The sequence below is a fragment of the Oleiharenicola sp. Vm1 genome, from assembly GCF_047777955.1.
Classification (GTDB): Bacteria; Verrucomicrobiota; Verrucomicrobiia; order Opitutales; family Opitutaceae; genus Didemnitutus.
The window spans coordinates 3,446,719-3,470,589 of record NZ_CP180537.1; the positions used below are offsets into that span (position 1 = coordinate 3,446,719).

20 protein-coding genes and 1 pseudogene are annotated in these 23,871 nt (G+C 68.1%); 5 read left to right on the forward strand and 16 right to left on the reverse strand.

What is annotated here, in order from left to right; translation table 11 throughout:
* Positions 1-70 precede the first annotated feature (70 nt).
* The 4 genes from tkt to rpsP all read right to left on the reverse strand — a co-directional run bounded on the left by tkt (position 71) and on the right by rpsP (position 3,556).
* Positions 71-2,062 (reverse strand): transketolase, encoded by a 1,992-nt coding sequence (gene tkt, locus ACMYLB_RS16580; protein ID WP_415908061.1) that lies wholly within the window; start codon positions 2,060-2,062, stop codon positions 71-73.
* 126 nt (positions 2,063-2,188) lie between these two features.
* Positions 2,189-2,557 carry a 50S ribosomal protein L19 gene (gene rplS, locus ACMYLB_RS16585; protein ID WP_415908062.1) on the reverse strand — a complete coding sequence of 123 codons (369 nt, stop codon included), beginning with the start codon at positions 2,555-2,557 and terminating at the stop codon, positions 2,189-2,191.
* Positions 2,554-3,234, reverse strand: a complete 681-nt coding sequence (gene trmD / locus ACMYLB_RS16590) for a tRNA (guanosine(37)-N1)-methyltransferase TrmD (protein WP_415908063.1) — start codon at positions 3,232-3,234, stop codon at positions 2,554-2,556. Before trmD ends, rplS begins: the two co-directional genes overlap by 4 nt.
* Positions 3,235-3,298: 64 nt before the next feature.
* Positions 3,299-3,556 carry a 30S ribosomal protein S16 gene (rpsP, locus tag ACMYLB_RS16595; protein ID WP_415908064.1) on the reverse strand — a complete coding sequence of 86 codons (258 nt, stop codon included), beginning with the start codon at positions 3,554-3,556 and terminating at the stop codon, positions 3,299-3,301.
* 129 nt (positions 3,557-3,685) lie between these two features.
* On the opposite strand from rpsP, the gene ychF reads away from it, so the two are divergent.
* On the forward strand, positions 3,686-4,789 hold the full coding sequence (gene ychF / locus ACMYLB_RS16600) for a redox-regulated ATPase YchF (RefSeq protein ID WP_415908065.1): 1,104 nt from the start codon (positions 3,686-3,688) through the stop codon (positions 4,787-4,789).
* Positions 4,790-4,940: 151 nt separating this feature from the next.
* Entirely contained in the window at positions 4,941-6,548 is a 1,608-nt protein-coding gene (locus tag ACMYLB_RS16605; RefSeq protein ID WP_415908066.1) for a SpoIIE family protein phosphatase, read from the forward strand.
* A gap of 56 nt (positions 6,549-6,604) precedes the next feature.
* Here the strand turns inward: ACMYLB_RS16605 and pcp are convergent, their stop codons facing one another.
* From pcp to pxpB, 6 genes and pseudogenes are all read right to left on the reverse strand, one after another.
* Positions 6,605-7,243 carry a pyroglutamyl-peptidase I gene (gene pcp / locus ACMYLB_RS16610; RefSeq protein WP_415908068.1) on the reverse strand — a complete coding sequence of 213 codons (639 nt, stop codon included), beginning with the start codon at positions 7,241-7,243 and terminating at the stop codon, positions 6,605-6,607.
* 19 nt (positions 7,244-7,262) lie between these two features.
* The gene (locus tag ACMYLB_RS16615) at positions 7,263-8,228 is read right to left on the reverse strand and encodes a DUF979 domain-containing protein (protein WP_415908069.1); all 966 of its coding nucleotides are present in this window, start codon (positions 8,226-8,228) and stop codon (positions 7,263-7,265) included.
* Positions 8,225-8,934: pseudogene (locus ACMYLB_RS16620) on the reverse strand (DUF969 domain-containing protein). Before ACMYLB_RS16620 ends, ACMYLB_RS16615 begins: the two are co-directional and overlap by 4 nt.
* The gene (locus ACMYLB_RS16625; protein ID WP_415908070.1) at positions 8,931-9,674 is read right to left on the reverse strand and encodes a LamB/YcsF family protein; all 744 of its coding nucleotides are present in this window, start codon (positions 9,672-9,674) and stop codon (positions 8,931-8,933) included. Before ACMYLB_RS16625 ends, ACMYLB_RS16620 begins: the two are co-directional and overlap by 4 nt.
* 7 nt (positions 9,675-9,681) lie before the next feature.
* Positions 9,682-10,659: a biotin-dependent carboxyltransferase family protein gene (locus ACMYLB_RS16630; RefSeq protein ID WP_415908071.1), complete on the reverse strand. Its 978-nt coding sequence runs from the start codon at positions 10,657-10,659 to the stop codon at positions 9,682-9,684.
* Positions 10,656-11,357: a 5-oxoprolinase subunit PxpB gene (pxpB, locus tag ACMYLB_RS16635; protein ID WP_415908072.1), complete on the reverse strand. Its 702-nt coding sequence runs from the start codon at positions 11,355-11,357 to the stop codon at positions 10,656-10,658. The genes ACMYLB_RS16630 and pxpB overlap by 4 nt, the downstream gene beginning before the upstream one ends.
* A 139-nt stretch (positions 11,358-11,496) precedes the next feature.
* Here pxpB and ACMYLB_RS16640 point away from each other — a divergent pair, with 139 nt between their 5' ends.
* From ACMYLB_RS16640 to ACMYLB_RS16650, 3 genes are read left to right on the forward strand one after another with little or no spacing between them, the layout of a single operon-like run.
* Positions 11,497-12,177, forward strand: a complete 681-nt coding sequence (locus ACMYLB_RS16640) for a hypothetical protein (protein ID WP_415908074.1) — start codon at positions 11,497-11,499, stop codon at positions 12,175-12,177.
* 2 nt (positions 12,178-12,179) lie between these two features.
* Entirely contained in the window at positions 12,180-13,355 is a 1,176-nt protein-coding gene (locus ACMYLB_RS16645) for a cytochrome c biogenesis protein ResB (RefSeq protein ID WP_415908075.1), read from the forward strand.
* A gap of 15 nt (positions 13,356-13,370) precedes the next feature.
* On the forward strand, positions 13,371-15,230 hold the full coding sequence (locus tag ACMYLB_RS16650; RefSeq protein ID WP_415908076.1) for a cytochrome c biogenesis protein: 1,860 nt from the start codon (positions 13,371-13,373) through the stop codon (positions 15,228-15,230).
* Positions 15,231-15,334: 104 nt separating this feature from the next.
* Here ACMYLB_RS16650 and ACMYLB_RS16655 read toward each other — a convergent pair whose 3' ends face one another.
* The 6 genes from ACMYLB_RS16655 to ACMYLB_RS16680 all read right to left on the reverse strand — a co-directional run bounded on the left by ACMYLB_RS16655 (position 15,335) and on the right by ACMYLB_RS16680 (position 23,836).
* A complete protein-coding gene (locus tag ACMYLB_RS16655) occupies positions 15,335-15,721 on the reverse strand; it encodes a hypothetical protein (RefSeq protein WP_415908077.1) in 387 nt (128 codons plus the stop codon).
* A 134-nt stretch (positions 15,722-15,855) separates the two neighbouring features.
* A complete protein-coding gene (locus ACMYLB_RS16660; protein WP_415908078.1) occupies positions 15,856-17,181 on the reverse strand; it encodes a coproporphyrinogen III oxidase family protein in 1,326 nt (441 codons plus the stop codon).
* A gap of 24 nt (positions 17,182-17,205) precedes the next feature.
* Entirely contained in the window at positions 17,206-19,404 is a 2,199-nt protein-coding gene (locus ACMYLB_RS16665; RefSeq protein ID WP_415908079.1) for a cytochrome c3 family protein, read from the reverse strand.
* A 223-nt stretch (positions 19,405-19,627) separates the two neighbouring features.
* Complete coding sequence (locus ACMYLB_RS16670) at positions 19,628-21,862, reverse strand: cytochrome c3 family protein (RefSeq protein WP_415908080.1); 2,235 nt, start codon at positions 21,860-21,862, stop codon at positions 19,628-19,630.
* 254 nt (positions 21,863-22,116) lie between these two features.
* Positions 22,117-22,452, reverse strand: coding sequence for a c-type cytochrome (locus ACMYLB_RS16675; RefSeq protein ID WP_415908081.1), 336 nt, complete (start codon positions 22,450-22,452; stop codon positions 22,117-22,119).
* A 214-nt stretch (positions 22,453-22,666) separates the two neighbouring features.
* Complete coding sequence (locus ACMYLB_RS16680; protein WP_415908082.1) at positions 22,667-23,836, reverse strand: two-component system sensor histidine kinase NtrB; 1,170 nt, start codon at positions 23,834-23,836, stop codon at positions 22,667-22,669.
* Positions 23,837-23,871 lie beyond the last annotated feature (35 nt).

The following is a 23,871-nucleotide window of genomic DNA, read 5'->3' on the forward strand; positions in this document are numbered from 1 at the left end:
CCGGGCGGAAGCCGCAAAAAAGCCCGCACTCGCGTGCGGGCTTAGGGGGAAGCGACTGGAAAACCGGGGCTTAAAGCGCCTTGGCGGCCGCCACGACGGCTTCGGCGGTGATGCCGAGTTCCTTCATGGCGATGTTGCCCGGAGCGCTGAGACCGAAGCGATCGATGCCGACGACCTTGCCGTCGAGACCGACGTATTTCGACCACAGGCCGGTGACGCCCGCCTCGATCGCGACGCGCTTGCGGCACGACGGCGGGAGGATGGCATCGCGGTATTCCTGCGACTGGGCGTCGAAACGCGCGAAGGACGGCATCGACACGACGCGCGTGCCGGCGCCGAGCTGCTTGGCCGCGGCGATGGCCCACTGGAGCTCGCTGCCGCACGAGAGCAGGATGTGCGTGAGCGGCGCGGTTTCCTGGACGGCGACGTAGCCACCCTTCAGCACGCCGGCACGGCGCTCGCTGGCGGGGATGTCGTTGAGCATCGGCACGGCCTGGCGGGTGAGCGCGAGCAGCGTCGGGCCGTCATGCCGCTCGAGCGCGGCGGCGAAGGCGCCGGCAGTCTCCTCGGGATCGGCGGGGCGGATGACATCGAGGTTCGGGATGACGCGCAGGCCGGAGACGGTTTCGACCGGCTGGTGCGTCGGGCCGTCCTCGCCGACGCCGATGGAGTCGTGAGTGTAGATGTAGACGACGGGCAGCTTCGAGAGCGCCGCGAGGCGCATCGCGGGACGCGAGTAGTCGGCGAACACGAGGAACGTCGCGCACGAGGTGCGGAAGATGCCGTCGTAGGCGACGCCGTTGTTGATCGCGGCCATGCCGTGCTCGCGGATGCCGTAACGGAGGTTGCGGCCGGCGCGGTTGGTGCGGTCGAAGTCCTTGTCGGCGGCGATGTAGTTGAGCGTCGAGCCGTGGAGGTCGGCCGAGCCAGAGATGAGCAGCGGCAGCGCGGCGGCGACGGGCTGGAGCACGTCCTTGCCCGCGGCGCGGGTGGCGAGTTTGGCGTCGGCGGGGAAGTGCGGGATGACCTTCTCGATGAGGTGGGCGGCGCTGATACGGGCGTCGCGCGACTCGAGCAGCGCGGCCTTCTCGGGATTGGCGGCGGCCCAGGCGGCGTAGGTCTTCTTCCACTTGTTGTAGGCGCGCTTCAGGCGGGCCTTGTGGGCGGCGAAATACTCGCGGACGGGCGCGCTGACGTAGAAATGTTCCTCGGGGAGGCCGAGGCCCTTGCGGGCGGCGTCGGCGAACTTCGCCCCACCCTCGCCGTGGCCCTTCGAGGTGCCCTGCACTTCCGGGATGCCCTTGCCGATGATCGTCTTCGCGATGATGAGCTGCGGGCGGCCGGTCTTGGCTTTCTTGGCCTTGGTGACGGCCTTGAGGATGGCGGCGAGATCGTGGCCGTCGGCGAGCGTCTGGACGTCCCAGCCGATGGCCTTGAAGCGCGCGGCGGTGTTCTCGCTCTGGGTCTTGTCGGCCATGGCGTCGAGCGTGACGTCGTTGGCGTCGTAGATGAGGATCAGGTTGTCGAGGCCCTGGTGGCCGGCGAAGGCGGCGGCCTCCATCGCGACGCCTTCCTGCATGCAGCCGTCGCCGGCGAGGACGATGACGTGGTGATCGAAGATGACGTGCTCGGCGGTGTTGAAGCGCGCCTCAGCCATCTTGCCGGAGAGGGCGAAGCCGACGGCGTTGCCGATGCCCTGGCCGAGCGGGCCGGTGGTGCACTCGACGCCGGGCGTCTCGTGGAACTCGGGGTGGCCGGGCGTCTTGCTGTGGAGGACGCGGAAGTTCTTCACCTCGTCGAGCGGGAGGTCGTAGCCGCTGAGATGCAGCCACGAGTAGAGGAACATCGAACCGTGGCCGGCGGAGAGGACGAAGCGGTCGCGGTTGAGCCAGCGCGGTTCGTCGGGGTTGTGCACCAGCGCGTGGCCGTAGAGGACGGCGCCGATCTCGGCGGCGCCGAGCGGCAGGCCGAGGTGGCCGGACGAGCTCTTGTGGACAGCGTCGATGGCGAGGCCGCGGGCCTGCGCGCAAGCTTGAGCGAGGATTTCGGTGTTCAGCTTCATGAAAGGCAAAGGGGTGAGCGCCGAGCGAACACGCCGCGCGCGCGCCGTGCAAAATCCTTTTTTGTGCTAAAAGAAGAAAGCGAGCCATACACGGCTCGCTTTCGGAGAGAGAAACTGGAGGAGCGATCAGGACTTCGCGGTCTCTTCGACGCGCTTTTCCTTAACCGCCATGGCGGCCTTGCCGGTGCGGTCGCGGAGGTAGTAGAGGCGGGCCTTGCCCGGCTCGGAGTCGCGCTCGACCTCGATCTTCTCGATGTTCGGCGAGTTGACCGGGAACACGCGCTCGACGCCCTCGCCGTAGCTGATGCGGCGGACCGTGAACGTCTCGTTGATGCCGGTGCCCTTGTGGGCGATGACGACGCCGGCGAAAATCTGGACGCGCTCCTTGTCACCTTCGCGGACCTTGGTGTGGACGCGGACGCCGTCACCGACCTTGAAGGGGGCCGTAGCGTGCTTCACCTGGGCGGCGGAGAGTTCTTTGACGATGGGATTCATGGCTGCTGTTTCTTTAGTAAATCGGGTCGGACTTTGGCGGTCTTTTCCAACTGCTGCGCGTGCCGCCACTTCTCGATTTTGCCGTGATGGCCCTCGAGGAGGACTTCCGGCACGGACATGCCGCGGTAAACGGCGGGACGCGTGTAATTGGGAAAGTCGAGCAAGTTGCGGGTGAAACTTTCGCTGGTCAATGACTTTTCTTCACCGAGCACGCCGGGGATGAAACGCGCGAGCGCGTCGATGACGACAGCGGCCGCGAGCGTGCCGTTGGTGAGCACGTAATCGCCGATGCTGATCTCCTCGTCGATGATCGTGTCGCGGATCCGCTGGTCCACGCCCTCGTAGTGGCCGCTGAGGAAGATAAGGTGTTGCTCCTTCGCGAGCTGCTCGGCCTTGGCCGAGGTGAAGGGCACGCCGTCGGGCGTCAGGTAGATGCGGCGGCAGCCCGGCGTCTGCAGTTCCTCGATGGCGGCGAAGATCGGCTCGCATTTCATCACCATGCCCGCCCCGCCGCCGAAGGGGCGATCGTCGGTGGTCTTGTGCTTGTCGGTCGCCCAGTCGCGGGTGTTGCGGACGTTGACCTCGAGCAGCTTCGCCTCGCGCGCGCGACCGATCATGCTCTCGGACAGGAAGCCGTCGAGCATGGCGGGGAAAAGCGTGAGAACGTCGATGCGCATCGCGCGGGAATGAAAAAGCCCCGGTTCGCACCGAGGCTCAGGAAGCAGAGACTAGGCGCGAGGCTCAGGCCTTCGCGACCGCAGCCTTCTTCGAGCGCTTCACGAGCGAGCGCACGGTGTCGGACGGCTTGGCGCCCTTGGAGACCCAGTAGTCGAAGCGGTCGAGCTTGATCGTCAGCGGGTTGCCCTTGGCGTTCGGGTTGTAGCTGCCGAGATATTCGACCGCGTCGCCATCGCGGCGCGAACGGGCTTCGGAAACGGCGACGCGGTAATGCGGCTCGTTCTTGGTGCCGAAGCGGGAAAGACGGATCGTGAGTGCCATTGTTAGTGCTGAGATGCTGTGCGGACAGCGGTGGTTGATTTGGAAAAGGTCCAAAAGAGTCGGAAACGGTTTGGCCTTGTCAAGCCCCCATTGGTGAAGCTGATTTCGACCCCTTAACGACCCAATTTTATGCTCAAAGCCGGCATCGTCGGTCTGCCCAACGTGGGCAAGTCCACCCTCTTCAACGCCCTCACCCGCTCCCGCAAGGCCGAGGCGGCCAATTATCCGTTCTGCACCATCGACCCGAATGTCGGCGTCGTCATCGTGCCCGACGACCGAGCCTACGTCCTCAAAGCCATCGCCAAGACCAACGTCGTCGTGCCCGCGGCGATCGAATTCGTCGACATCGCCGGCCTCGTCGCCGGCGCCTCCAAGGGCGAGGGCCTCGGCAACCAGTTCCTCGCCAACATCCGCGAAGTCGACGCCATCGTGCAGGTCGTCCGCTGCTTCGAAGACAGCGACGTCGTCCACACCATGGGCGGCGTCGATCCCGTCCGCGACATCGAGGTGATCACCACCGAGCTCGTCCTCGCCGACCTCGACGCCGTCACCAAGCGCATCGACAAGACCCAGAAGAAAGCCAAGTCCGGCGACAAGGAGGCCATCGCCGAGATGGCGCTGCTGCAGAAACTCGAGCCCCACCTCAACGCCGGCAAGACCGCCAACGTCCTCGAGGCGACCGACGACGAGAAGGCCATGATGAAGCTCTTCCAGCTGCTCACGGCCAAGCCCGTCCTCTTCGCGTGCAACGTCGCCGAGTCCGACCTCGCCACCGCCGAGCAGAACAAGTTCGTGCAGAAAGTCGCCGACTACGTCCGCACACACCACGACGCCGCCTACGTGCCGATCAGCGCCAAGATCGAGGCCGAGCTCATCGACCTCCCGCCCGAGGAGGCGAAAGCCTTCCTCAAGGATCTCGGCGTCGACGACTCCGGCGTCTCCGCGCTCATCAAGGGCACCTACGACCTGCTCGGCCTGATGACCTACTTCACCGCCGGCGAGAAGGAGGTCCGCTGCTGGACGATCAAGAAGGGCTGGAAAGCCCCGCAGGCCGCGGGCGTCATCCACACCGATTTCGAGAAGGGCTTCATCAAAGCCGAAGTCGTCAGCTACGAGGACCTCGTCCGCCTCGGCTCCACCGCCGCCGCGCGCGACGCCGGCAAATACCGCCTCGAGGGCAAGGAATACGTCTTCCAGGACGGCGACGTCGCGCTCTTCCGCTTCAACAACTGAGCCACGCCCGCGTCCCCCGACGCGGGCGGTCCGCCTCGTCTCGCGCCCCGCGCCCGCCGGCACGGGGCGCCGCATTTTCCGGGAACGCCCGTGTCACGGCTGCGGTCCCCTGTTGCGCCGTGCGCCCGCGTCACCCATCGTCGTCTTCCCCATGAGCGGCGTCCCTCCCTCGCCTCCCGCCCCGCCGGAGTCCCTCGACTCGTCCATCGTCCGCATGCTGATGGACGCGACGCCGGACCGCATCTATTTCAAGGACCTCGAGAGCCGCTTCGTCCGCAACAACATCGCCCAGGCCCGCCTCCTCGGCATGGCCTCCCCCGACCAGTGCGTGGGCAAGTCCGACTTCGACTTCTTCTCGCGCGAGCACGCCGAACAGGCCCGCGCCGACGAGCTCGAGATCATCCGCACCGGCCGCGCCATCGTCGGCAAGGAGGAACACATCACGCTGCGCGACGGGAAGACCGAGTGGGTCTCGACGACCAAGCTGCCCTGGCGCGACAGCACCGGACGCATCATCGGCACCTTCGGCATGACCCGCGACATCACCGAGACGAAGCTGGCCGAGGAAAAGCTCACCGAGGAACGCAATCTCCTCCGCACGATCATCGACCACCTCCCGAGCCGCATCTACGTCAAGGACCTCGAGTCGCGCTACCTCCTCAACAACCGCGCCCACCTCGCCGGCCTCGGTGCCACGGCGCAGGAACAGGTCCTCGGCCACACCCTGCGCGAGCTCAAGCCCGGCGAGCGCGCGGAAACCGCCATGGCCGACGACCGCGCGGTCATGGCCACCGGCGAGCCCATCCTCAACGACGAGAAGTCCGCCGTCCTCGACGACGGCACCACGCGCTGGTCCCTCACCACCAAGGTGCCGCTCCGCGACCTTCGCGGCGAGGTCGCCGGCCTCGTCGGCATCAGCCACGACATCACCCAGCGCAAGCTGGCCGAGCAGGAGCTGGCCCGCCGCACCGAGGAGATGGAGGCCGACGTCCTCATGGCGCGCCAGCTCCAGGAAATCCTCCTCTCCCGCCCCTACCCCGTCTTCCCCCGCGGCGCCGCGCCGGAGGCCAGCGCGCTGCGCTTCACCCACTGCTACGTGCCCGCCACCACGCTCGGCGGCGACTTCTTCGACCTGCTCCAGCTCTCCGACACGCGCTGCGGCCTGCTCATCTGCGACGTCATGGGCCACGGCGTGCGCGCCGGCCTGCTCACCGCGATGATCCGCGGCGTGTTCCAGGAAATGGGGCCGCGCGCCGCCGACCCCGCCCTGGTGATGAACGAGCTCAACGAGGCGCTCTGCCCCATCGCCGAGCAGTCGGGCCAACCGATGTTCGCCTCCGCGTTCTTCGCTCTCGTCGACCTCGAGACGCGCACGCTGCACTACGCCAACGCCGGCCATCCGCCGCCGATCCTGATCCGCCACGGCAGCGAAATCGAACGCCTCGCCCTGCCCGATCCCGAGCCGGCCGCCGGCCTCCTCGCCCGCTTCGCCTACACCTCGGGCCGCACCGCCTTCGGCCCGGGCGACCGCCTCTTCGCCTTCACCGACGGCCTGATCGAGGCCACCAATCCCAGCGGAGCCTGCTTCGGCGAGGACCGTCTCTGCTTCCTGCTCGGCCAGTGCGCGTCGGCCAAGTTCAGCGGCACCTGCACGCAACTGCTGCGCACCGTCCGCGATTTCACCGGCGGCACCGGCGCGCTGGCCGACGACGTCTGCATCGTCGCGATGGAGTTCGCCGCGCCGTCCGCGAGCGCCTGATCGCCGGCGCGCACCTGGACCGCGGTCCTCCGCCTTCGGTCCTCCGTCCTCCGCGGTCAGCTCACCTGCCCGCCCGCGCTCTTGATGTCGCGGCGGTAGTCGACGCAGGTCGCGATGGCGAGGCGCACGGCCTCGGTCATTTTCTCGAACGGCAGGCTCGGCTTGTCCGTCGTCTGCTCCGGCACGAAGGGCACGTGGATGAACCCGCCGCGCACGTCCGCGCGGTGGGTCGAGAGCTCGTGCATCAGGCCGTAGAAGACGTGATTGCAGACGAACGTCCCCGCCGTCTGCGAGACCGCCGCCGGGATGTCGTGCTTCCGCAACTCCTGCACGATCGCCTTGATCGGCAGCGTGCTGAAATACGCCACCGGGCCGTCCTTCACGATCGGCTTGTCCACCGGCTGTTGCCCCGCGTTGTCGGGGATGCGCGCGTCGTCGATGTTGATCGCCACGCGCTCGGGCGTGATCTCGGCGCGGCCGCCGGCCTGGCCGAGGCAGATGACGAGATCGGGGTCGTGCAGCTTGATCAGGTGCTTCAGCTCCTTGATCGCGGTGCCGAACACGCAGGGCAGCAGCGCCCCGACGACGCGGTGGCGCGCGATCTTCGCGTCGTTGATCTCGCGCGCGATCTCCTCCGAGGGGTTGAGGGCTTGTCCGTCGAAGGGCTCGAAACCGGTCAGGAGGATGTTTCTCATCGGGGTGGAGGCGGGGGCGTCAGAAGCGATAGACGGTCAGATACATGATGACAACATTCGCCGCGAGGATCGTGAGCGCCAGCGGCACCTGGGCCTTGATCACGGCGTTCTTGTCGCGCAGCTCGAGCAGCATGGCGGGCACGATGTTGAAGTTCGCCGCCATCGGCGTCATCAGCGTCCCGCAGTAGCCGGACAGCATCCCGATGCCGGCCATGATGGCCACGTTGCCGTGGTGCTGCTGCACGATCAGCGGCAGGCCGAGGCCGAGCGTGATGACCGGGAACGCCGCGAACGCGTTGCCCATGCACATCGTGAACAGCGCCATCCCCACGCAATACGCCGCCACCGCCACGAACGGATACTGCGTCGGCAGCGCGCCCGCCACGAGCTCGGACACCACCTGCCCGACGCCCGCCTGCGCGAAAATGCCCCCGAGCGCGGCCAGCATCTGCGGCAGCACCAGCGCCCAGCCGATCGCCTGCAGCAGCCGGCTGCCCTCGCCCAGCGGCACCGCCGGCTTCGCCCCGGTGAGACGCAGGGCCGTGCCGAGCGCGATCAGCCCGCCGACGCCGAGCGCCGCGAGCGTCGCCTGCTTCTTGTCCAGCAGCCACACCGCGCCGAAATGGATCCGCGCCAGCACCAGCGCGCCGACGACCGCCGTCACCGGGATCAGCAGCGTCGGGACAAACAGCCGGTTGCCGAGCCGCTCCGCCGCCGCGGCCCGTTCCTCGCGCGAGGCGCCCTCGCTCTCCGGCTTCTCCACCTGCCGCAAGGCCGCCAGCACGGCCATCGCCAGCACGCCGTAGCCGACCGCCGCCGGCGGCAGCGATTGGCCGAAGAGATAGACGACCGCCAGCAGCGTCCAGAAAATCACCGAGCCCCAGCGGCGCGGCTGCCGCGGATTGCGCAGCGCCCGCCAGCCGACCGCCGCGAACACGACGCCGGAAATCACGTAGAACAGCTCGACGGAGAACACGCTGCTCATCGGCCCGCCTCCTTCTCCCCGGCCTTCGCCGCGTCGCGCGACTCCGCCGCCTCGCGCGCGATCCGCCGGTCGAGCACGCGCGTCCGCCACGCCATCGCGGCGAACGCCACCAGCGCCGTCGGAAGGCCCCACAGCGCCATCGCCCACACGCTGACCTCGATCTTCAGCCCGTCGAAGAATCCCTTCATCAGCAGGATCGCGCCGACCGCGATGAAGATGTCCTCGCCGAAGAAATTGCCGATGTTCTCGCCCGCCGAAGCGTGCGCGCGGATCGCCTCCTTGGTCTTCTCCGGCAACTCGCCGTGCTGCACGTGCGCCGCCCCTCGCTCATCGGCGCCACCAGCGGCCGCACCATCTGCGCGTGCCCGCCGATGTTCACGCCGAGGGCGATCGAGACCTGCCGCACCGCCGTGTAGAGCAGGATCACCCGACCCGCCGTCGCCGCCTTCGCCCGCCGGATCAGCGTCTCCGCCCGCTCCTGCAGGCCGTAGCGCTCGAGCAGCCCGACCACCGGCACGATCAGCACCACCGGCAGGGTCATGTAGCGGTTTTCCACGAAGAACTTCCCGAACTGCTCCATGATCTGGTGCAACGACATGCCCGCCGCGAGGCCGGTGACGATGCCCGCCGCCATGACGACGAGCAGCGTGTTGAAGCGCAGCGCGAACCCGGCCGCGACGACGAGGATGCCGATGAGCTTGATCATGCCGAAAACGCTTTCACCGCCACGCCCGCCGCCGCCAGCTCGGCGCGCAGCCGTCGCGCGAACCCCACCGCGTGCGCGCCGTCGCCGTGCAGGCAAACCGTGTCCGCCGCGATCGTCACGTCCGCACCGCTCGTCGCGCGCACTTTCCGCTCGCGGATCATCCCCAGCACCTGCGCGACCGCGACGTCCGCGTCCGCGATCAACGCGTCGGGCCGCGACCGCGGCGTGAGCGAGCCGTCGGCCTGGTAGGTCCGGTCGGCGAACACCTCGCTCGCCACCCGCAACCCGGCCGCGCGCACCGCCGCCAGCGACGCGCTCCCCGCCAGCCCGAACCAGACCAGCTCCGGTCCCGCGTCCCGCACCGCGTAGGCGGCCGCTTCCGCGAGGGTCGGATCGCGCGCCGCCAGGTTGTAGAGCGCGCCGTGGAGCTTCACGTGTCCGACGCTCGCGCCGGCCGCGGCGGCGACCCGTCGGAGCGCGAAGGTCTGCGCCCGCACGAGCTGAAAAACCTCCTCAGGCGTCACCGGCAGCTCGCGCCGGCCGAAATGCGCGCGGTCGGCGAAACCCGGATGCGCGCCGATCGCGACGCCGTGCCGTTGCGCCAGCTCGACCGTCGCGCGCATCGTCGCCTCGTCGCCAGCGTGCGCCCCGCACGCGATGTTGGCGGACGTGACCAGCGGCATCAGCTCGGCGTCGTGGCCGGCTCCTTCGCCGAGGTCGCAGTTCAGGTCGATGCGCATGCGGGGTTCAAAGCGCGAGCCGGGCCAGGCCGGTGCGGACGCGATTCAGGTCGCGTTCCCGCGCCAAGTAAAGGCCCTGCGCCTCCGCCACCGTGATTTCCTGGAAACGAACCGATCGCCCCGGCGCCAGCTGGGCCAGACGGCCCAAGTCCACCGTCGCCGCCACCGCCAGGCGCGGATAACCGCCCACGGTCTGCCGGCTCGCCAGCAGCACGATCGGCGCGCCGCCCGCCGGCACCTGGACGACGCCGTCCGCCACGCCCTCGGAGATCATCTCGCGCACGGTCCGCTGCGGCAGGACCGGGCCGGCCAGCCGCACGCCCATGCGGTCGGCGTCCTTCGTCGCCCGCCACTCGGTCGCGAAGAACCGCTGCTGCGCCTCCGGTTCGAACCAGTCCCACTCCGGCCCGCGCACCGCGCGCACGACGCCGGCCGCGGCCGGTTTTCCCAGCGTGAGCGGGCGCACGCTCCAGGCCGAAACCCGCGGCCCCTTGGCCTGGACGCTCCGGGCCCACTCCGACGCCTCGCCGAGGCGCAGCTGGTCGCCCGCGCGCAGCGGCCGGCCCTCGAAGCCGCCGAAGCCGCCGCGCCGATACGTCGTGCGCGAGCCGAGCACCTCCGGCACGTCGATGCCGCCGGCGACCGCCAGCCACGCGCGCAGGCCCGATTTGGCCGCACCAAAGGAGATCGTTTCGCCCGCGCGGACTCGCACCGCCCGGTCCGACGGCAACGGCTCGCCGCCGAGTCGCGCCTCGAACTCCGCGCCGCACCACGCGACCAGCGTGTCGCACTCGCAGCGCAGCTCCGGCCCGAGCTGCGCCAGCTCGAGCAGCGCGGCGTCCTCGTCGTTGCCGGCGATCGCGTTCGCCACGCGCGCCGCGAAGCGGTCCAGTGCCCCGCCGACGACGACGCCGAACCGCTGGTAGCCGAAGCGGCCGAGGTCCTGCACCGTCGTGAGCAGGCCGGGTTTGACCACGGTGATCATCGCGCCGCCTCCCGGGCAAATTCACCCGCGGCGATGGCGCGGAACTTCACCCGGTCGCCCGCCTGCAGCAGCACGGGCGGATCGTCCTCGGGGCGGAAAAGGCGCAGCGGCGTGCGGCCGATCAGGTTCCAGCCGCCCGGCGTCGCCAGCGGGTAGACGCCGGTCTGCGCGCCGGCGATGCCGACCGAGCCCGCCGGCACCTGCGCGCGCGGCTGCGTCAGCCGCGGCGTCGCCAGCTCCGGCGCGAGGCCGCCGAGATACGGGAAACCGGGCGAAAAGCCCACGAGATGCACCACGTAGCTCCCCGCGGCATGGCGGCGAACGACCTCCTCCGGCGAAAGCTTCGCCTGCGCGGCGACGCGCGCGAGATCGGGGCCGAACTCGCCGCCGTAACAGACCGGGATCTCGACCGTGCGGCCCTTGCGCGCCGGCTTGGCCGGCAGCTTGGCGAGCGCGAGTTCGGCGCGGGTCGCGAGCCAGCCGACGACATCATCCGCCGGCGCGCCCGCCTCGGTCGCGACGCGGGCGTCGTAGTGCGCGGTCACAGTCGTGTAGGCCGGCACCAGCTCCGTGATCCCCGGGACCAGCGCTGCGTCGAGCGCCGCACACGCCGCCTGCACACGCGCCTGCGTGGCTTCATCGATCTTCTCTCCCAGCTCGATGCGCAGGGCGCTGTCGCCCACGGGGGTGATTCGCATGGGAATTCTCTACCCATTCCCCGCTCCGGCGCGCAGTAAAATTCTGCTTTGTGCAGATTTTGCCAATTACTAAGCCGCGTCTCCGTTCAAGCGGGCTTGGTGTTGCGCCCGCCGCCGTTTACGGTGTTGCTCCTCCACGATGTCATTCCGCCGTTTCTCCACGCAAACGCTGGTTGCTGCCGCACTCCTTCTCGCCGGTTGCCGCGACAAGGAAGTCGTTTCCTACCGCGCCCCGCGCGATTCCGCCGCCCCGGTCGAACGCCCGAAGAAGGCGATGGCCGACGCGGCCGCCCAGGGCCAGCTGCCCGACGGCCACCCGCCGATCGGCGGCGCCCCGGCCGGCGGCGCCATGGGCAACATGGCCGCGGCCGGCCTACCCGACGGCGCCGTGAGCAAGAACAACGCCCTCGCCTGGACCGCGCCGGCCAGCTGGCAGGAGCGCGCGCCCGGCTCGATCCGCAAGGGCAGCTACACCGTCCCCGGTGAAGGCGGCGCAGTCGGCGACCTGTCGATCACGGCCTTCCCCGGCGACACCGGCGGCCTGCACGCCAACGTCAACCGCTGGCGCGGCCAGGTTGGCCTCGCGCCGATCAGCGACGCCGAGGTCGAGAAGTCCATCGAGCATTTCGAGGCCAACGGCCTGCACATGGAGATCGTCGAGCTGGTCGGCACCTCGGGCAACCCGCCGATGCGCCTGCTCGGCGCCATCGTCCCGCACGAGAAGGAGACCTGGTTCTTCAAGCTCACCGGGCCCGACGCCCTCGTCGCCAGCCAGCGCGAGGCCTTCCGCACCTTCCTCACCACCATCAAGGTCCGCTGAACATGAACGCCACGCTCCGCTCGTTCCGCGATTTCTTCTGCTCGCTGCAGCTCACCGTCTGGCTGCTGATCCTCTCGATGATCCTCGTGTTCGTCGCGACGCTGGATCAGGTCAACCTCGGCATCTGGGCCGTGCAGGCGAAATACTTCCGCAGCTTCGCCGTCCTCTGGCAGATCCCGGACTCGAACGTCTCGATCCCGGTCTTCCCCGGCGGCTACTTCATCGGCGGCCTGCTGCTCATCAATCTCGTCGCCGCGCACCTCTACCGCTTTTCCCTGACCTGGCGGAAGTCCGGCATCCAGCTCGCCCACGCCGGCCTCATCCTCCTGCTCCTCGGCGAACTGTTCACCGGCCTCATGTCCAAGGAGAGCTTCCTGCGCCTCGATACCGGCGAGACCAAGCACTACTCGGAGAGCTTCTCCGACAACGAACTCGTCCTCATCGACCACAGCGACCCGAAGACCGACCTGGTCGTGGCGATCCCCGAGGCCGCCGTCGCGGAGAAGAAATCGATCCAGCACAAGGACCTGCCCTTCCGCGTCGACGTGAAGGAGTATTACCCGAACTCCAACCTCCAGCGCATCGGCCCCTTCGCCGGCATCCGCCCGGTCGCGACGCAGGGCTTCGGCACCAGCGTCGTCATCGTGCCCGAGAAGATGACCTACAAGCCGAACGAGCGGAACATCCCCAGCGCCTACGTCGAGATCGTCGCCCCCGAGGGCAGCCAGGGCATCTGGCTCGCCTCGCAGATGCTGCAGCAGGCGCAGACCTTCACCTATGCCGGCAAGACCTGGGAGATCGCCTTCCGCCAGACGCGCACCTACAAGCCCTTCTCGCTCACGCTGCTCAAGTTCAGCCACGACAAGTATCCGGGCACCGAGATCCCGAAGAATTTCTCCAGCCGCGTCCGGGTGAAGAGCGATGACGGCAAGGAGGACCGCGAGGTCCTCATCTTCATGAACAACCCGCTCCGCCACGGCGGCTACACGTTCTATCAGGCCGGCTTCGACAACAACGACACCACCACGGTGCTCCAGGTCGTCCGCAACCCCAGCTGGCTCCTCCCCTACATCGCCTGCGTGATGATGGGCCTCGGCCTCTGCATCCAGTTCGGGATCACGCTCGCCGGCTTCATCCGCAAGCGCTCCGCCGCCGCCCGCGCCGCCGCGAACGCCTAACCACGCCTCCACGCCATGAAACGCTTCCTCCCGCTCATCGTCCTCCTCCTCGGCGCGCTCTACCTCGCCAGCACGCTGCGCGAGCCCCGGGACCAGGCCGGCTACAACCTGACCGACTTCGGCCGCGTGCCCGTGCTCGTCGGCGGCCGCATCAAGCCGCTCGACACCGTCGCCCGCACCTCGATCCTGTCCATCCGCGGCAGCCAATACATCGCCACGCCCGACGGGAAATCCATCACGCCCGACGCCTGGCTCGCCGACGTCCTCTTCCATCCCGCCAAGGCCGACACCTACAAGATCTTCCTGATCGAGAACCACGAGGTCGTCGATCTCCTGAAGCTCAACGTCGAGGACGGCGACGGCAAGAAGCGCTTCTCCTACGAGCAGATCCGCGCCCAGCTCCCCGAGCTCGAGCGCCAGGCCCGCATGGTCGACAGTGTCGAGGAGCCGCTGCGCACGCCCTTCCAGAAGCAGATCATGGCCGTCCAGCAGCGCGTGATCCTCTACATGCAGCTGAAGGCCAGCGTGCAGGTGCCCGACTCGCCCGACTTCCTCTCCGAGCTCGTCCAGTTCGACAGAGCCCTCCCCGCCGGCATCGCCGCCGTCCGCGCCAAGCAGGCCAACCAGCCGCACAGCGAGGACGCGGTCAACGCCATGCGCCAGATGGCCGACCGCTTCTCCTACATCGAGTCCGTCGGCAATCTCCGCATCGTCCCGCCCGAGAACGGCGACACCAACGCCCACAACTGGCGCACCGCCGGCAGCGCGCTGATCGAGTCCTTCGGCACCGGCCGCGTGAACCCCACCGTCCTCGGCTACGCCGCGCTCGGCCACGCCTGGCGCAAGGGCGACGTGAAGCAGTTCAACGCGATCGTCGCCACCCTGCACGACGAGCTGGCCAAGCGCTATCCCGAGGCCATGCGCAAGAGCGACGTCGAGTCGCGCTTCAACGCCGCGGCGCCGTTCTACAGCAGCATGACGCTCTACGTGCTCACGTTCCTCATCGCCGTGTTCTCCTGGCTCAAGTGGCCGGACACGCTGCAGCGCTCGGCCTTCTGGCTGCTCGCGCTGGCCTTCGTCGCCACCACCGCCGGCATCCTCACCCGCATGTGGCTCGAGTCGCGCCCGCCGGTGACGAACCTCTACTCGTCCGCGCTCTTCATCGGCTGGGCCACCGTGTTGCTCTGCCTGATTCTCGAAAAGGTCTTCAAGAACGCCGTCGGCAGCGTCGCGGGCGGGCTCGTGGGCTTCGCCACCCTGCTCATCGCCCACCACCTCTCGCTCAGCGGCGACACGCTCGAGATGATGCGCGCGGTGCTCGACTCGAACTTCTGGCTCGCGACGCACGTCGTCACCGTGACGGTCGGCTACTCCGCCACCTACCTCGCGGGCTTCCTCGCCATCATCTACATCTTCCGCGGCGTGTTCACCAAGTCGCTTGACCAGGGCACGGCCGACGCGCTCTACCGCATGGTCTACGGCATCGTGTGCTTCGCCACGCTGTTCAGCCTCATCGGCACCGTGCTCGGCGGCATCTGGGCCGACCAGTCCTGGGGCCGCTTCTGGGGCTGGGACCCGAAGGAAAACGGCGCGCTCATCATCGTGATCTGGAACGCCATCATCCTCCACGCCCGCTGGGGCGGCATGGTCAAGGCGCGCGGCATGATGGCCATGGCCGTCTTCGGCAACATCGTCACGAGCTGGAGCTGGTTCGGCACGAACATGCTCGGCGTCGGCCTGCACAGCTACGGCTTCATGGAGGCCGCGTTCTACTGGCTGATCGGCTTCGTGATCTCGCAGCTCCTCATTATCGCGCTCGCCGCCATCCCGCTGGAAAAGTGGAAGAGCTTCGCCGCGGAGGCCTCCACGCCCTGAGCGTTCCCTTTTGATTTGGGGCGGGTCCTCCCACCCGCTTCCATTCGCAAAACGGGCGGGACCGAGTGGTCCCGCCCTGTTTGTTTTCGAGATTCGAAACCGCCTCAGCGGGCGGCCGCTTTCTTGATCACCTCGCGGACGACAAGCTCGCCGGAGACGCGGTGCAGCTTGAAACCGGGACCGGCCGACGGCATCGCGAACGAGCTGCCGTCGGGCATCGTGACCACGCCGGAAGTCGAGCCGCCGCCACCGCCCGCGTGCGCCGGCTGGGCGTCGCGCTCGACCTGCACGATGCAGACCCGGGCGCAGCCGGCCTTCGCCGCCTCGCGGCGGACCTTCTCGGCGATCCGCTGGCCGAGCGAGCCGTTGGCGATGTCGCTGATGGACACCGTCAGCGTCCGTCCGAACGCTTCGTCGGCGGCGAGCGCCGAAACGATGGTCACGTCGGCGCTATTCAGTTCGGCGGCCGGCAGGCCGGGGTGACGGCGCAAGCCAGCGCCAGGAGCTTCAGGGCAGCGGGGATTTTCATCGGAGTGGTGCGGAAGGTTGGGTGGCCCGTGCGCCCCACTCAAACCGCCGGCCCGCCAGACTCAAGCGCGCATCGACGAAACGGCGCCGCCGCGGATCAGCCGCACGCGAGCGCGCGTTCGCGCTGCGGCTGCAGCACCGCCTTGCCGTGCGACTCGAGCTCGGTGCGCACGTGCGCGCGCATGGCGTCGCGGTAGCTGTTCACCGACTCGAAGAACTCCGACATCATCAGCATCAGCCAATACATGCCGTCGGGCGTCAGCTCCCAGCCGCGCTGGGTGCGATTGGCCGCGCCGAGGATTTCGAGCGTCCGCAGCTCGCCCCAGAGCCGCCAGAAGAACTTCCGGCCGTGCCGCTGGCGCGCCCATTCGCGATCGAGGCCGAGGCCGAACATGCGCGTGAGGAGCGTGTAGCGCAGCGCGTCGCCCGTGCTGAGCTGGTGGCGCGTGACGATGCCGGTCAGGCCGTCGCGGACGCGCTGCTCGTAGGCGTTGAGCGAGAAGGTCGTGGCGTAGAGCGTGCCGTCGAGGTAGCTGAAGGCGCCGCTGCCCACGCCGACGTAGTTTTCCGAGGCGACGATATACTCGTCCGTCCCCTGCCCCTGCCGCGTGAAGCACCACGCCGACGACGGCGCGAAGCCCGCGGGGCGCAGCTTGCCGAGGATGGTGTGGAAAAGCTTCCGCAGGCGGCGGCGATCCGGCTGGCCCATCGCGCCCTGCATGCGGCGCAGCGTCGTGGGCGACGTCATCAGCGGGTAGCACGAGACCTGGTTGGCGCCGAGCGAGAGGAAGATGTCCAGGTCGCGCTCGAGCGAGGCGACGCTCTGGTGCGGCTGGTTGAAGATCAGGTCGACGTTGAACGTCGGAAACATCGCGGCGGCGTTGCGGATGCGCTCGGCGGTCTCGGCGCCGTTGCCGTATTTCGCGTAGCGGTCCATCTCCTGCAGCAGCTGGTCGTCGAAGCTCTGCACGCCGACCGAGAGGCGCGTGACGCCGCCGGCACGGAGTTTCGAGAGCAGCGGTTCCTGCAGATCCTTCGGATTGGTTTCGACGGAAACCTCCTTCACGCCGAAGAGCTCCTTCACCAGCGCGATGGTGGCGAGGAGCTCGTCGGGTTCGGTGGTGGGCGTGCCGCCGCCGAAGTAAACGCCGGAGAACTTGAAGCCCGCGGCGTGGTAGCGGCGGATCTCGCTGCGCAGCGCGGCGAAGTAGCGCAGCGCGAGGTCGTGGCAGTGCTGCACGCGATGGAACGAGCAGAACGGGCACAGCACCTCGCAGAACGGCACGTGCACGTAGAGGTAGCAGCCGCCCTCCTGCGGCACCGGCGGCACGCGCCCGTCGGTTTCCTGCATTTTCAGGAAACCGCGGGTGCGGAAGCGGAAGAGGCGGATGAGGGCGGAGTCGACGAGGCCGGTGGCGAACATGGCGTGGGCGGATCGAGTTCGCGATCAGTGGAGCAACCGCGAAACCATGGCGTAGACGATGAGCACGAGCAGCACGAGGCCGGTGCCGAAGAAGAGGAAGCCGGCGGCGGTCGCGACCTTCTTGCGGCCCTGCCACTCGTCCTTGACCTTGTAGTCCTCGAGCTTGCCGCTCGCGACGAGACGGTCATACCAGCGCTTCCGCTCGTGCAGCATCTCGGTCTGCGAGATGCGGCCCGAGAAGATCACGGTGTCCATCGGGAACTTCTCGATGCGGAAATGCGTGTTGAAGAAGTGGAAGGTGAAGATGAAGCCGGCGGCGAGCAGCGCCTCGTCGGAGTGGATGACGTGGGCGATGTTGATCATCCAGCCGGGCAGGAAGTGGGTGAAGAACTTCGGGAACCAGAGGATGAGGCCGGAGACGCCGATCATGGCGACGCCCCAGAACACCGCGAGGTAGTCGAAGCGCTCCCAGTAGGTCCAGCGGTCGAACTGCGGACGCGGGCCCTTGCCGAAGAACCACTTGTTATGCGCCACGAAATCGTGCCAGTCCTGGATCGACGGCGCCATCGAGTCGGGGCCGAACAGCGCGCGGAAGATGCGCAGGAACTCGATCTTGCCCGTCTCCGGATTGCGGATCGCCTTGCGGTTCGACCACAGCGAGTGCGCGAGCTCCGTGAGGTGCAACGCGAAGTAGCCGAAGGTCATGATCGCGCCGAAGTGGTGCAGCGTGCGTGCGACCTCGGCGCCGCCGATGAGGTTGAAGATCACCTTCGCCCACTCGGTGTAGTAGAACTTGAGCGGCATGCCGGTGATCACGAGTAGCAGGAAGCTGGTGACGACGAGCATGTGCAGGAAGCGCTCGAACGGCGTGAAGCGCGTGTAGAGCACGTCGTCGGTGTGCTGCTTGATCACGGCCTCGCGGAAGGTCTTCGAGTCGGTGAGGTAGAGATACACCGAGCGGACCAGCCAGAGGACGGTGTGCAGGCCGAAGAAGGCGAAGGTGCCGACGAGCAGGCACGTCATGAAGAGGAACACCTTGTTGAGGATGGGATAGTTCTTCCCGTCCATCGGGTTCGCGTGCGCCTGGAACTGCGTGAACTTCTCCGTCGCGCCCTTGTGGCACTGCTGGCAGGTGGTGAGGATCTTCTCCTTCGAGAGGCGCGAGCGCGCGTCGCTCACGGGGAACACGTCGTGGTGGCCGTGGCAGTCGTAGCAGGCGGCGACGTCGGAGGCGACGTTCGGGCGGCCGAGCGCCATGGCCTTGCCGTGGTAGGTGTCGCGGTAGTGCTCGAGGCGGTCCTCGTGGCACTTGCCGCAGCTCTGGTCGCTGAGCTCCTTGAAGTGCGCGGTCTTCGGCTTCTCGATGTCGTGCGCGCTGTGGCAATCGGTGCAGACCGGCCCCTTCTTGTCGCCCTTGGCGAGGAGCTGGCCGTGCACGCTGGCATTGTAGGTGTCCTCGATGCCGACGTGGCAGGTGCCGCAGGACTTGGCGATGTTGGCGTGGCTGGTGTGCGAATCCTTGTCGATCGAGCGCTTGATGTCGTGGACGCCGTGGCAGTCATTGCACGACGGGGCGACGATCAGGCCCTTCAGCATCAGGGCCTGGCCGTGGATGCTGTCGCTGTAGTGCAGCGCGGCGTCCCTCTGGCCCATGCGGTATTCCTTGGCCAGCTTCGGGTCGTCGTGGCACTTGCCGCAGGTCTTGGTGAGGTTGAGCTTGAAGACCGGCGAATCGATCTGCTTCACCGGCACGATGTCGTGCGTGCCGTGGCAGCTGGTGCACGAGGCGGCGTCGGACGCGCCCATCTGGTGGCTCATGCCGTGGATGCTGGTGGCGAACTGCGTCGTGGCCTTCTCGTGGCACGAGGCGCATTGCGCGGGCGCGACCTTGGAATCGTGCGGTGCCTCCTTGATGTCGGCGTGGCAGTCGACGCAGTTGAGTTTGCCGTGGACGGACTTGGCGAAGACCTCGGGCTTCACGCCCACCCACTCCTTCGGCTGGCCCTTCTTGCGCGCCTTGAACTCGGCCTCGTGGCAATCCAGGCACTCGCTGTTCGGGACGAGCGCGGGCTTCGCCGGCTCCTCGGCCGCGGCCGTCTTCGCCGTCTCGGGCGCCGTGGCGGATGCCGTCAGCTTGTCCGCGGCGCGGACGATCAGCGAGAGCGAAAGCGCAAATGTCGTCACCGCGAGGGACCTACCAAGGAAGCGAAGGGGCGTTTTCATGGCGCGGGCGCAGTATGCGCCGCCGGCGGTTATTCAGCTGCGCACAGGTTGGCCTCGCCGGGGCGTAAATTGGGGAATCGATAAGCGGCGCGAAACGGTGGCGCTTCTGCCGGCCGTCATCAGCGGAACTTAAACCGTGCCGCCGGCGCGCATCCGTTGCTCAAGCCGTGTCAAAGCAAAGCGGGCCGCACCGGAGTGCGGCCCGCTCGAGAGAGAGCAATCCTCAGTGCGGCGGCGGGGTCGGCGGCACGTCGGGACCGCCAGGCTTGTCGGGCGGCGCGGGCGGCAGCGCGGCCTTCTGCTCGGCGGCCTTCATCTCCTCGAGCTGCAGCGGGTGCTCGTCCATCATTTCGCGCTCGGACATGCGGCCGGTCAGCCAGGCGAGGTTCATTGGGTAGACATCCGGGTTGAAGATCACGAAGTAGAAGTGCCACACGATGATCGCGAGCGTCGCCAGCACCGCCTCGTAGAAGTGAATGCTGCGGGAGATGTCGAAGCCCAGCTTGCCCATCAGGCCCATGGAGGTGTTGTCGAACCACAGGATGAAGCCGGTGAGGGTCATCACGATCATGCCCCAGACCATGGCCCAGTATTCCGCCTTCTCGATGTAGCAGAAGCGCGGGAACTGCGGTTTCTCCTTCGCGAGGCCGAGATTGAACTTCAGCACCTTCCACGGATCGGTGACGTCCCGCCAGCGCGGCAGGATGTCGCGGAACAGCTGCCGGCCGTGCGGCGTGAGGGCGAGGTAGAGGATGTGCCAGAGCGAGACCGCGAGGATCACGAGACCGGACATGCGGTGGCCGAGGCTGCGCAGCTCGAAGGCCTTGCCGCTGAGGTTGCGGATGCCGACGACCCACCACGCTTCCGGGTAGCGCAGCATGAAGCCGGTGACGACCAGGCCGGTGAAGCTGATCCCCAGCACGGCGTGCTGGATGCGCTCGTTGGTCGTCATGCGCAGGTAGAGGCGGTGGGCAACGTGCGGCTCCTCGATCGTGCCCTTCTGCATCTCGAGTTTGCGGCGGGTCTTCCGGTAGAAATCCAGGCCGTTGTGGATCGTCATGCCGCCGATGACGACGACGATGAGGATCACGTAGATGTTCGCGATCCAGTAGAGCACCGGCGCCTGCGCCTTGTCCTGCTCGTTGGCGTGGACGCGGCCGAGGGCGAAACGGGTGTTCGCCCCGGGGTGGCACTCGCCGCAGGTGCGGGCGAGGTTGTCGCGGTGGATCGAGGAGGTCGGGTCGTTCTGCGACTTGATGGCGTGGGCGCCGTGGCAGCTGGCGCAGTTCACCACCTCGACGGCGCCGCCGCGGACGGCGAGGCCGTGGTAGCTGTCGGAGAAGGTGCGGAAGGCGTCGTTCGAGAGGCCGTATTTCTTCGTCAGGCGAACCGAGGAGTGGCAGTCGGCGCAGACCTTCTGCGCGAGGTTGGACTTGTTGACCGGCGAATTCGGATCGGTGTGCAGCTTGATGTCGTGCTCGCCGTGGCAGCTCGTGCAGGTGGCGGAGTCGACGTTGCCCTTCGCGAGCGCGATCGCGTGGGCGCTGCTCTTGTATTCCCGGGTCTGCTTCTCGTGGCACTTGGCGCAGGTGTCGGAAACCTGGGCGCGATTGACATTGGCGCCGGCGACGGCGGCGCGGGCCATCTGGTGCGCGCCGTGGCAATCGACGCAGCTCGCGGCCTCGCGCTTGCCGGCATGCAGCGCCGCGCCGTGGACGGACTGCTCGAAGGACGAGACGAACTTGGCTCCCATGGCCGGCTTGGCCGCGATCTCGGGCTTCTCGACGTGGCATGACTCGCAAAGCTTCGTTTGGGCGAGCTTGAGCGCGACGCCATCGGGCCGGCCCTTCTCGAGGGAGATCGGCTCGCGGTGGCAGGCGAGGCATTCCGGCACCGGACGATCGCTGCGCTTGCCCCGATAGGCGTGCGCGGAGGCGAGATAGTCCTTCGTCGCCGCTTCATGGCAGGCGCCGCAGGATTTCGCCTGCTTGTCCGGCGCGTAGGCGAAGGCGGGATCCTTGACCGCGACGCTCTCGTGCGTGCCGTGGCAGCCGACGCAGGAGGTATCCTGGTCGAGCGGCGGATTCGGCTGGCCGAGCCGCACGTGGAAGGCGTGCGTCGGCGCGACCTTGTCGTGGCAGCTCCGGCAGTCGACCTTGGGCACGCGCGGCTCGTGCTCGGCCTCCTTGATCGTGGAGTGGCACTCGACGCAGGCCAGCTGGCCGTGGATCGACTTTGCGAACTCCTCGGGGCGGACGCCGACCCACTCCTTCGGCTGGCCGGCCTTGCGCGACTTGAACTCCGCCTCGTGGCACTCGAGGCACTCCGAGTTCTTCACCGCCGGCGGCGGCTTGGCCGCCGGGGCCGCCTGGCCGAACGCGCTCAACGCGCCCGCCAGCGCCACCATCCACGCCAGCGCGCGCCGCGCCGGACGAAAACCTGCATCGCCCTCATTCATGCATTTGTCCTCGCCCGCCAGTGTGCGCCTTCGCGCCGCGCGTCGCTGCGCAGAGGTTGCGCGCGGCTGGGCGCAGATTGGGAATTGAATGTGTCAGCGCCGTCCGCCGCACCGCGACCGCGCAGCCGCCCAACGACAACCGGCGCGGACCTCGCGATCCGCGCCGGCGTCACTGACCTATGAACCAAGGGTAACTAAGAGTCGCTTCGACCGCGGCGCCGCGCCGGGAGGCGCGCCACCGCGGCCAAATTCCTTCAGGGCTTCAGCTGGCGGATGAACGCCACCAGGTCCTTGCACTCCTGCTCGGAGAGCTCGCCCTTGTAGCCCTTCATGCGCTCCTTGCCGTTCTCCTTCACGCCGTCGAGGATGGCGGTGAGCATGGCATCGTCCTTCATCGCGGCCTGCACCTTGGGGTCGGTGTAGTCGCGGACCTTGAGCTTCTTGCCCTGCTTCGTCTGGGCCTTGCCGTCGACACCGTGGCACGAGGCGCAGGAGTTCTCCCAGTTTTCGGCGGTGGTCGCGGCGAACGACGCACCTGCGGTGAACGCCAGCGCGATGCCGGCGAGAGCGATCTTCGAGACAGTTTTCATGGGATTTCTGAACCGCACGACGTCGGGCCGCGGATTTCCGTCGAGTGAGCCGGTGCGGTGATCGTCATCGTGCAGCGAATGGGTTTCTGCACCGAGATGCGTGGCTCCCAGTGCGGACATTATGCCACGGAAACGGCGGCGCGCCTCCGCAGAGGTTGCGCAGGCGCGAGCATGGATTGCGGGCCCGGGGAGGCCGGCGCCGCGCGGCGCGCGCCTATTTCAGCATCCGCACCCGGCGGTGCTTCTGCGGGAACTGCAGCGTCACGACCGTGCCGACGCCCTCCTTCGACTCGATGCCGACGTGGCCGCCGTGGTCGCGCAGGATGCGCTGCACGATCATCAGGCCCAGGCCGTGGCCGCTGGGCTTGGTCGTGTGGTAGGGCGAGAAGAGCTTGGCCATGTCCGCGGCCTTGATGCCGCTGCCGGTGTCCGCGAACGCGACGTAGACCGAGTCGTCGTCCGTGCGCACGCGCACGCTGAGCCGGCCGCCGGGCGCCATCGCCTCCATGGCGTTCTTCACCAGGTTGAAGAACACCTGCTTCAGCTGGTCGCGGTCGGCCATGATCACCGGCGTGCTCGCGGGCAGCTCGCCGTCGACGTTGATGCCGCGGTCCTCCAGCTCGCGCGCCTGGAAGCGGAGCACGTCCTCGATGATCTCGACGACGTTGACCTCCGCGAGGTCGGGCGGGCGCGGACGGATGGCCTCGAGGAAATTCTTGATGATGCCGTCGAGGCGGGCGACCTCGTCCGAGCAGACGCGCACCGACTCGGCCAGGGCGTCGCCGTCCTTCGTCCCGCGGAGCTTCTTCAGCCGGCGCTCGATCAGCTGCAGGTGGATGGTGAGCGAGTTGAGCGGGTTGCCAAGCTCGTGCGCCACGCCGGCGGCGAGCAGGAGGATCGACGACACGCGCTCGTTCTCGATCAGCTCCTCGGTCGATTTCTTCTCCGTCGTGATGTCGGTCAGGATGATCGCGTAGCGCATCGTGCCGCCCGGCCCCTCGTGGAACGGCACGCGGTAGAGCCGGACCACGCGCGGCTGCGGGTAGCTCAGCTCGAACTCGCGCGTGACCAGCGGCGAGCCGCTCGCCTGCGCCGCGTCGCCGTCGCTCCCGAGCGAGGCGCGCAGGCCGGGGACGAGGCGCCAGAGCGAGGCGCCGGTGGCGCCCTCCTTCAGGCCGATCAGCCGCATCGCAGCCTCGTTGGCGTAGTCGATCTCGCCGTCGGCATCGATGACGAGCACGCCCTCCTGCAGGGTGTTGAACACCGATTCCAGCAGCATCCGCTCGCGCGCGAGGCGCTGCACGAGATTCTGCAGGTTGGCCTGGTCGAGCTGGTCGAGCCGGCCGAGGACCTTGTCGAGGGAACTGTGCTTCTTGCCTGCCATGCGGGACGCGCCGGCTAATCAGCACGACGCCGCGC

What these genes read in the sequence shown, in the direction of transcription:
- trmD (WP_415908063.1), bottom strand. Translation starts at nt 3,234, where the DNA reads ATGCGCATCGACGTTCTCACGCTTTTCCCCGCCATGCTCGACGGCTTC.
- ACMYLB_RS16675 (WP_415908081.1), bottom strand. Translation starts at nt 22,452, where the DNA reads ATGAAAACTGTCTCGAAGATCGCTCTCGCCGGCATCGCGCTGGCGTTC.
- ACMYLB_RS16670 (WP_415908080.1), bottom strand. Translation starts at nt 21,862, where the DNA reads ATGAATGAGGGCGATGCAGGTTTTCGTCCGGCGCGGCGCGCGCTGGCG.
- pcp (WP_415908068.1), bottom strand. Translation starts at nt 7,243, where the DNA reads ATGAGAAACATCCTCCTGACCGGTTTCGAGCCCTTCGACGGACAAGCC.
- tkt (WP_415908061.1), bottom strand. Translation starts at nt 2,062, where the DNA reads ATGAAGCTGAACACCGAAATCCTCGCTCAAGCTTGCGCGCAGGCCCGC.
- ACMYLB_RS16640 (WP_415908074.1), top strand. Translation starts at nt 11,497, where the DNA reads ATGTCATTCCGCCGTTTCTCCACGCAAACGCTGGTTGCTGCCGCACTC.
- ACMYLB_RS16625 (WP_415908070.1), bottom strand. Translation starts at nt 9,674, where the DNA reads ATGCGCATCGACCTGAACTGCGACCTCGGCGAAGGAGCCGGCCACGAC.
- ACMYLB_RS16615 (WP_415908069.1), bottom strand. Translation starts at nt 8,228, where the DNA reads ATGAGCAGCGTGTTCTCCGTCGAGCTGTTCTACGTGATTTCCGGCGTC.
- pxpB (WP_415908072.1), bottom strand. Translation starts at nt 11,357, where the DNA reads ATGCGAATCACCCCCGTGGGCGACAGCGCCCTGCGCATCGAGCTGGGA.
- rplS (WP_415908062.1), bottom strand. Translation starts at nt 2,557, where the DNA reads ATGAATCCCATCGTCAAAGAACTCTCCGCCGCCCAGGTGAAGCACGCT.
- ACMYLB_RS16665 (WP_415908079.1), bottom strand. Translation starts at nt 19,404, where the DNA reads ATGAAAACGCCCCTTCGCTTCCTTGGTAGGTCCCTCGCGGTGACGACA.
- ACMYLB_RS16605 (WP_415908066.1), top strand. Translation starts at nt 4,941, where the DNA reads ATGAGCGGCGTCCCTCCCTCGCCTCCCGCCCCGCCGGAGTCCCTCGAC.
- ACMYLB_RS16645 (WP_415908075.1), top strand. Translation starts at nt 12,180, where the DNA reads ATGAACGCCACGCTCCGCTCGTTCCGCGATTTCTTCTGCTCGCTGCAG.
- ACMYLB_RS16660 (WP_415908078.1), bottom strand. Translation starts at nt 17,181, where the DNA reads ATGTTCGCCACCGGCCTCGTCGACTCCGCCCTCATCCGCCTCTTCCGC.
- ACMYLB_RS16680 (WP_415908082.1), bottom strand. Translation starts at nt 23,836, where the DNA reads ATGGCAGGCAAGAAGCACAGTTCCCTCGACAAGGTCCTCGGCCGGCTC.
- ychF (WP_415908065.1), top strand. Translation starts at nt 3,686, where the DNA reads ATGCTCAAAGCCGGCATCGTCGGTCTGCCCAACGTGGGCAAGTCCACC.
- ACMYLB_RS16630 (WP_415908071.1), bottom strand. Translation starts at nt 10,659, where the DNA reads ATGATCACCGTGGTCAAACCCGGCCTGCTCACGACGGTGCAGGACCTC.
- ACMYLB_RS16650 (WP_415908076.1), top strand. Translation starts at nt 13,371, where the DNA reads ATGAAACGCTTCCTCCCGCTCATCGTCCTCCTCCTCGGCGCGCTCTAC.
- rpsP (WP_415908064.1), bottom strand. Translation starts at nt 3,556, where the DNA reads ATGGCACTCACGATCCGTCTTTCCCGCTTCGGCACCAAGAACGAGCCG.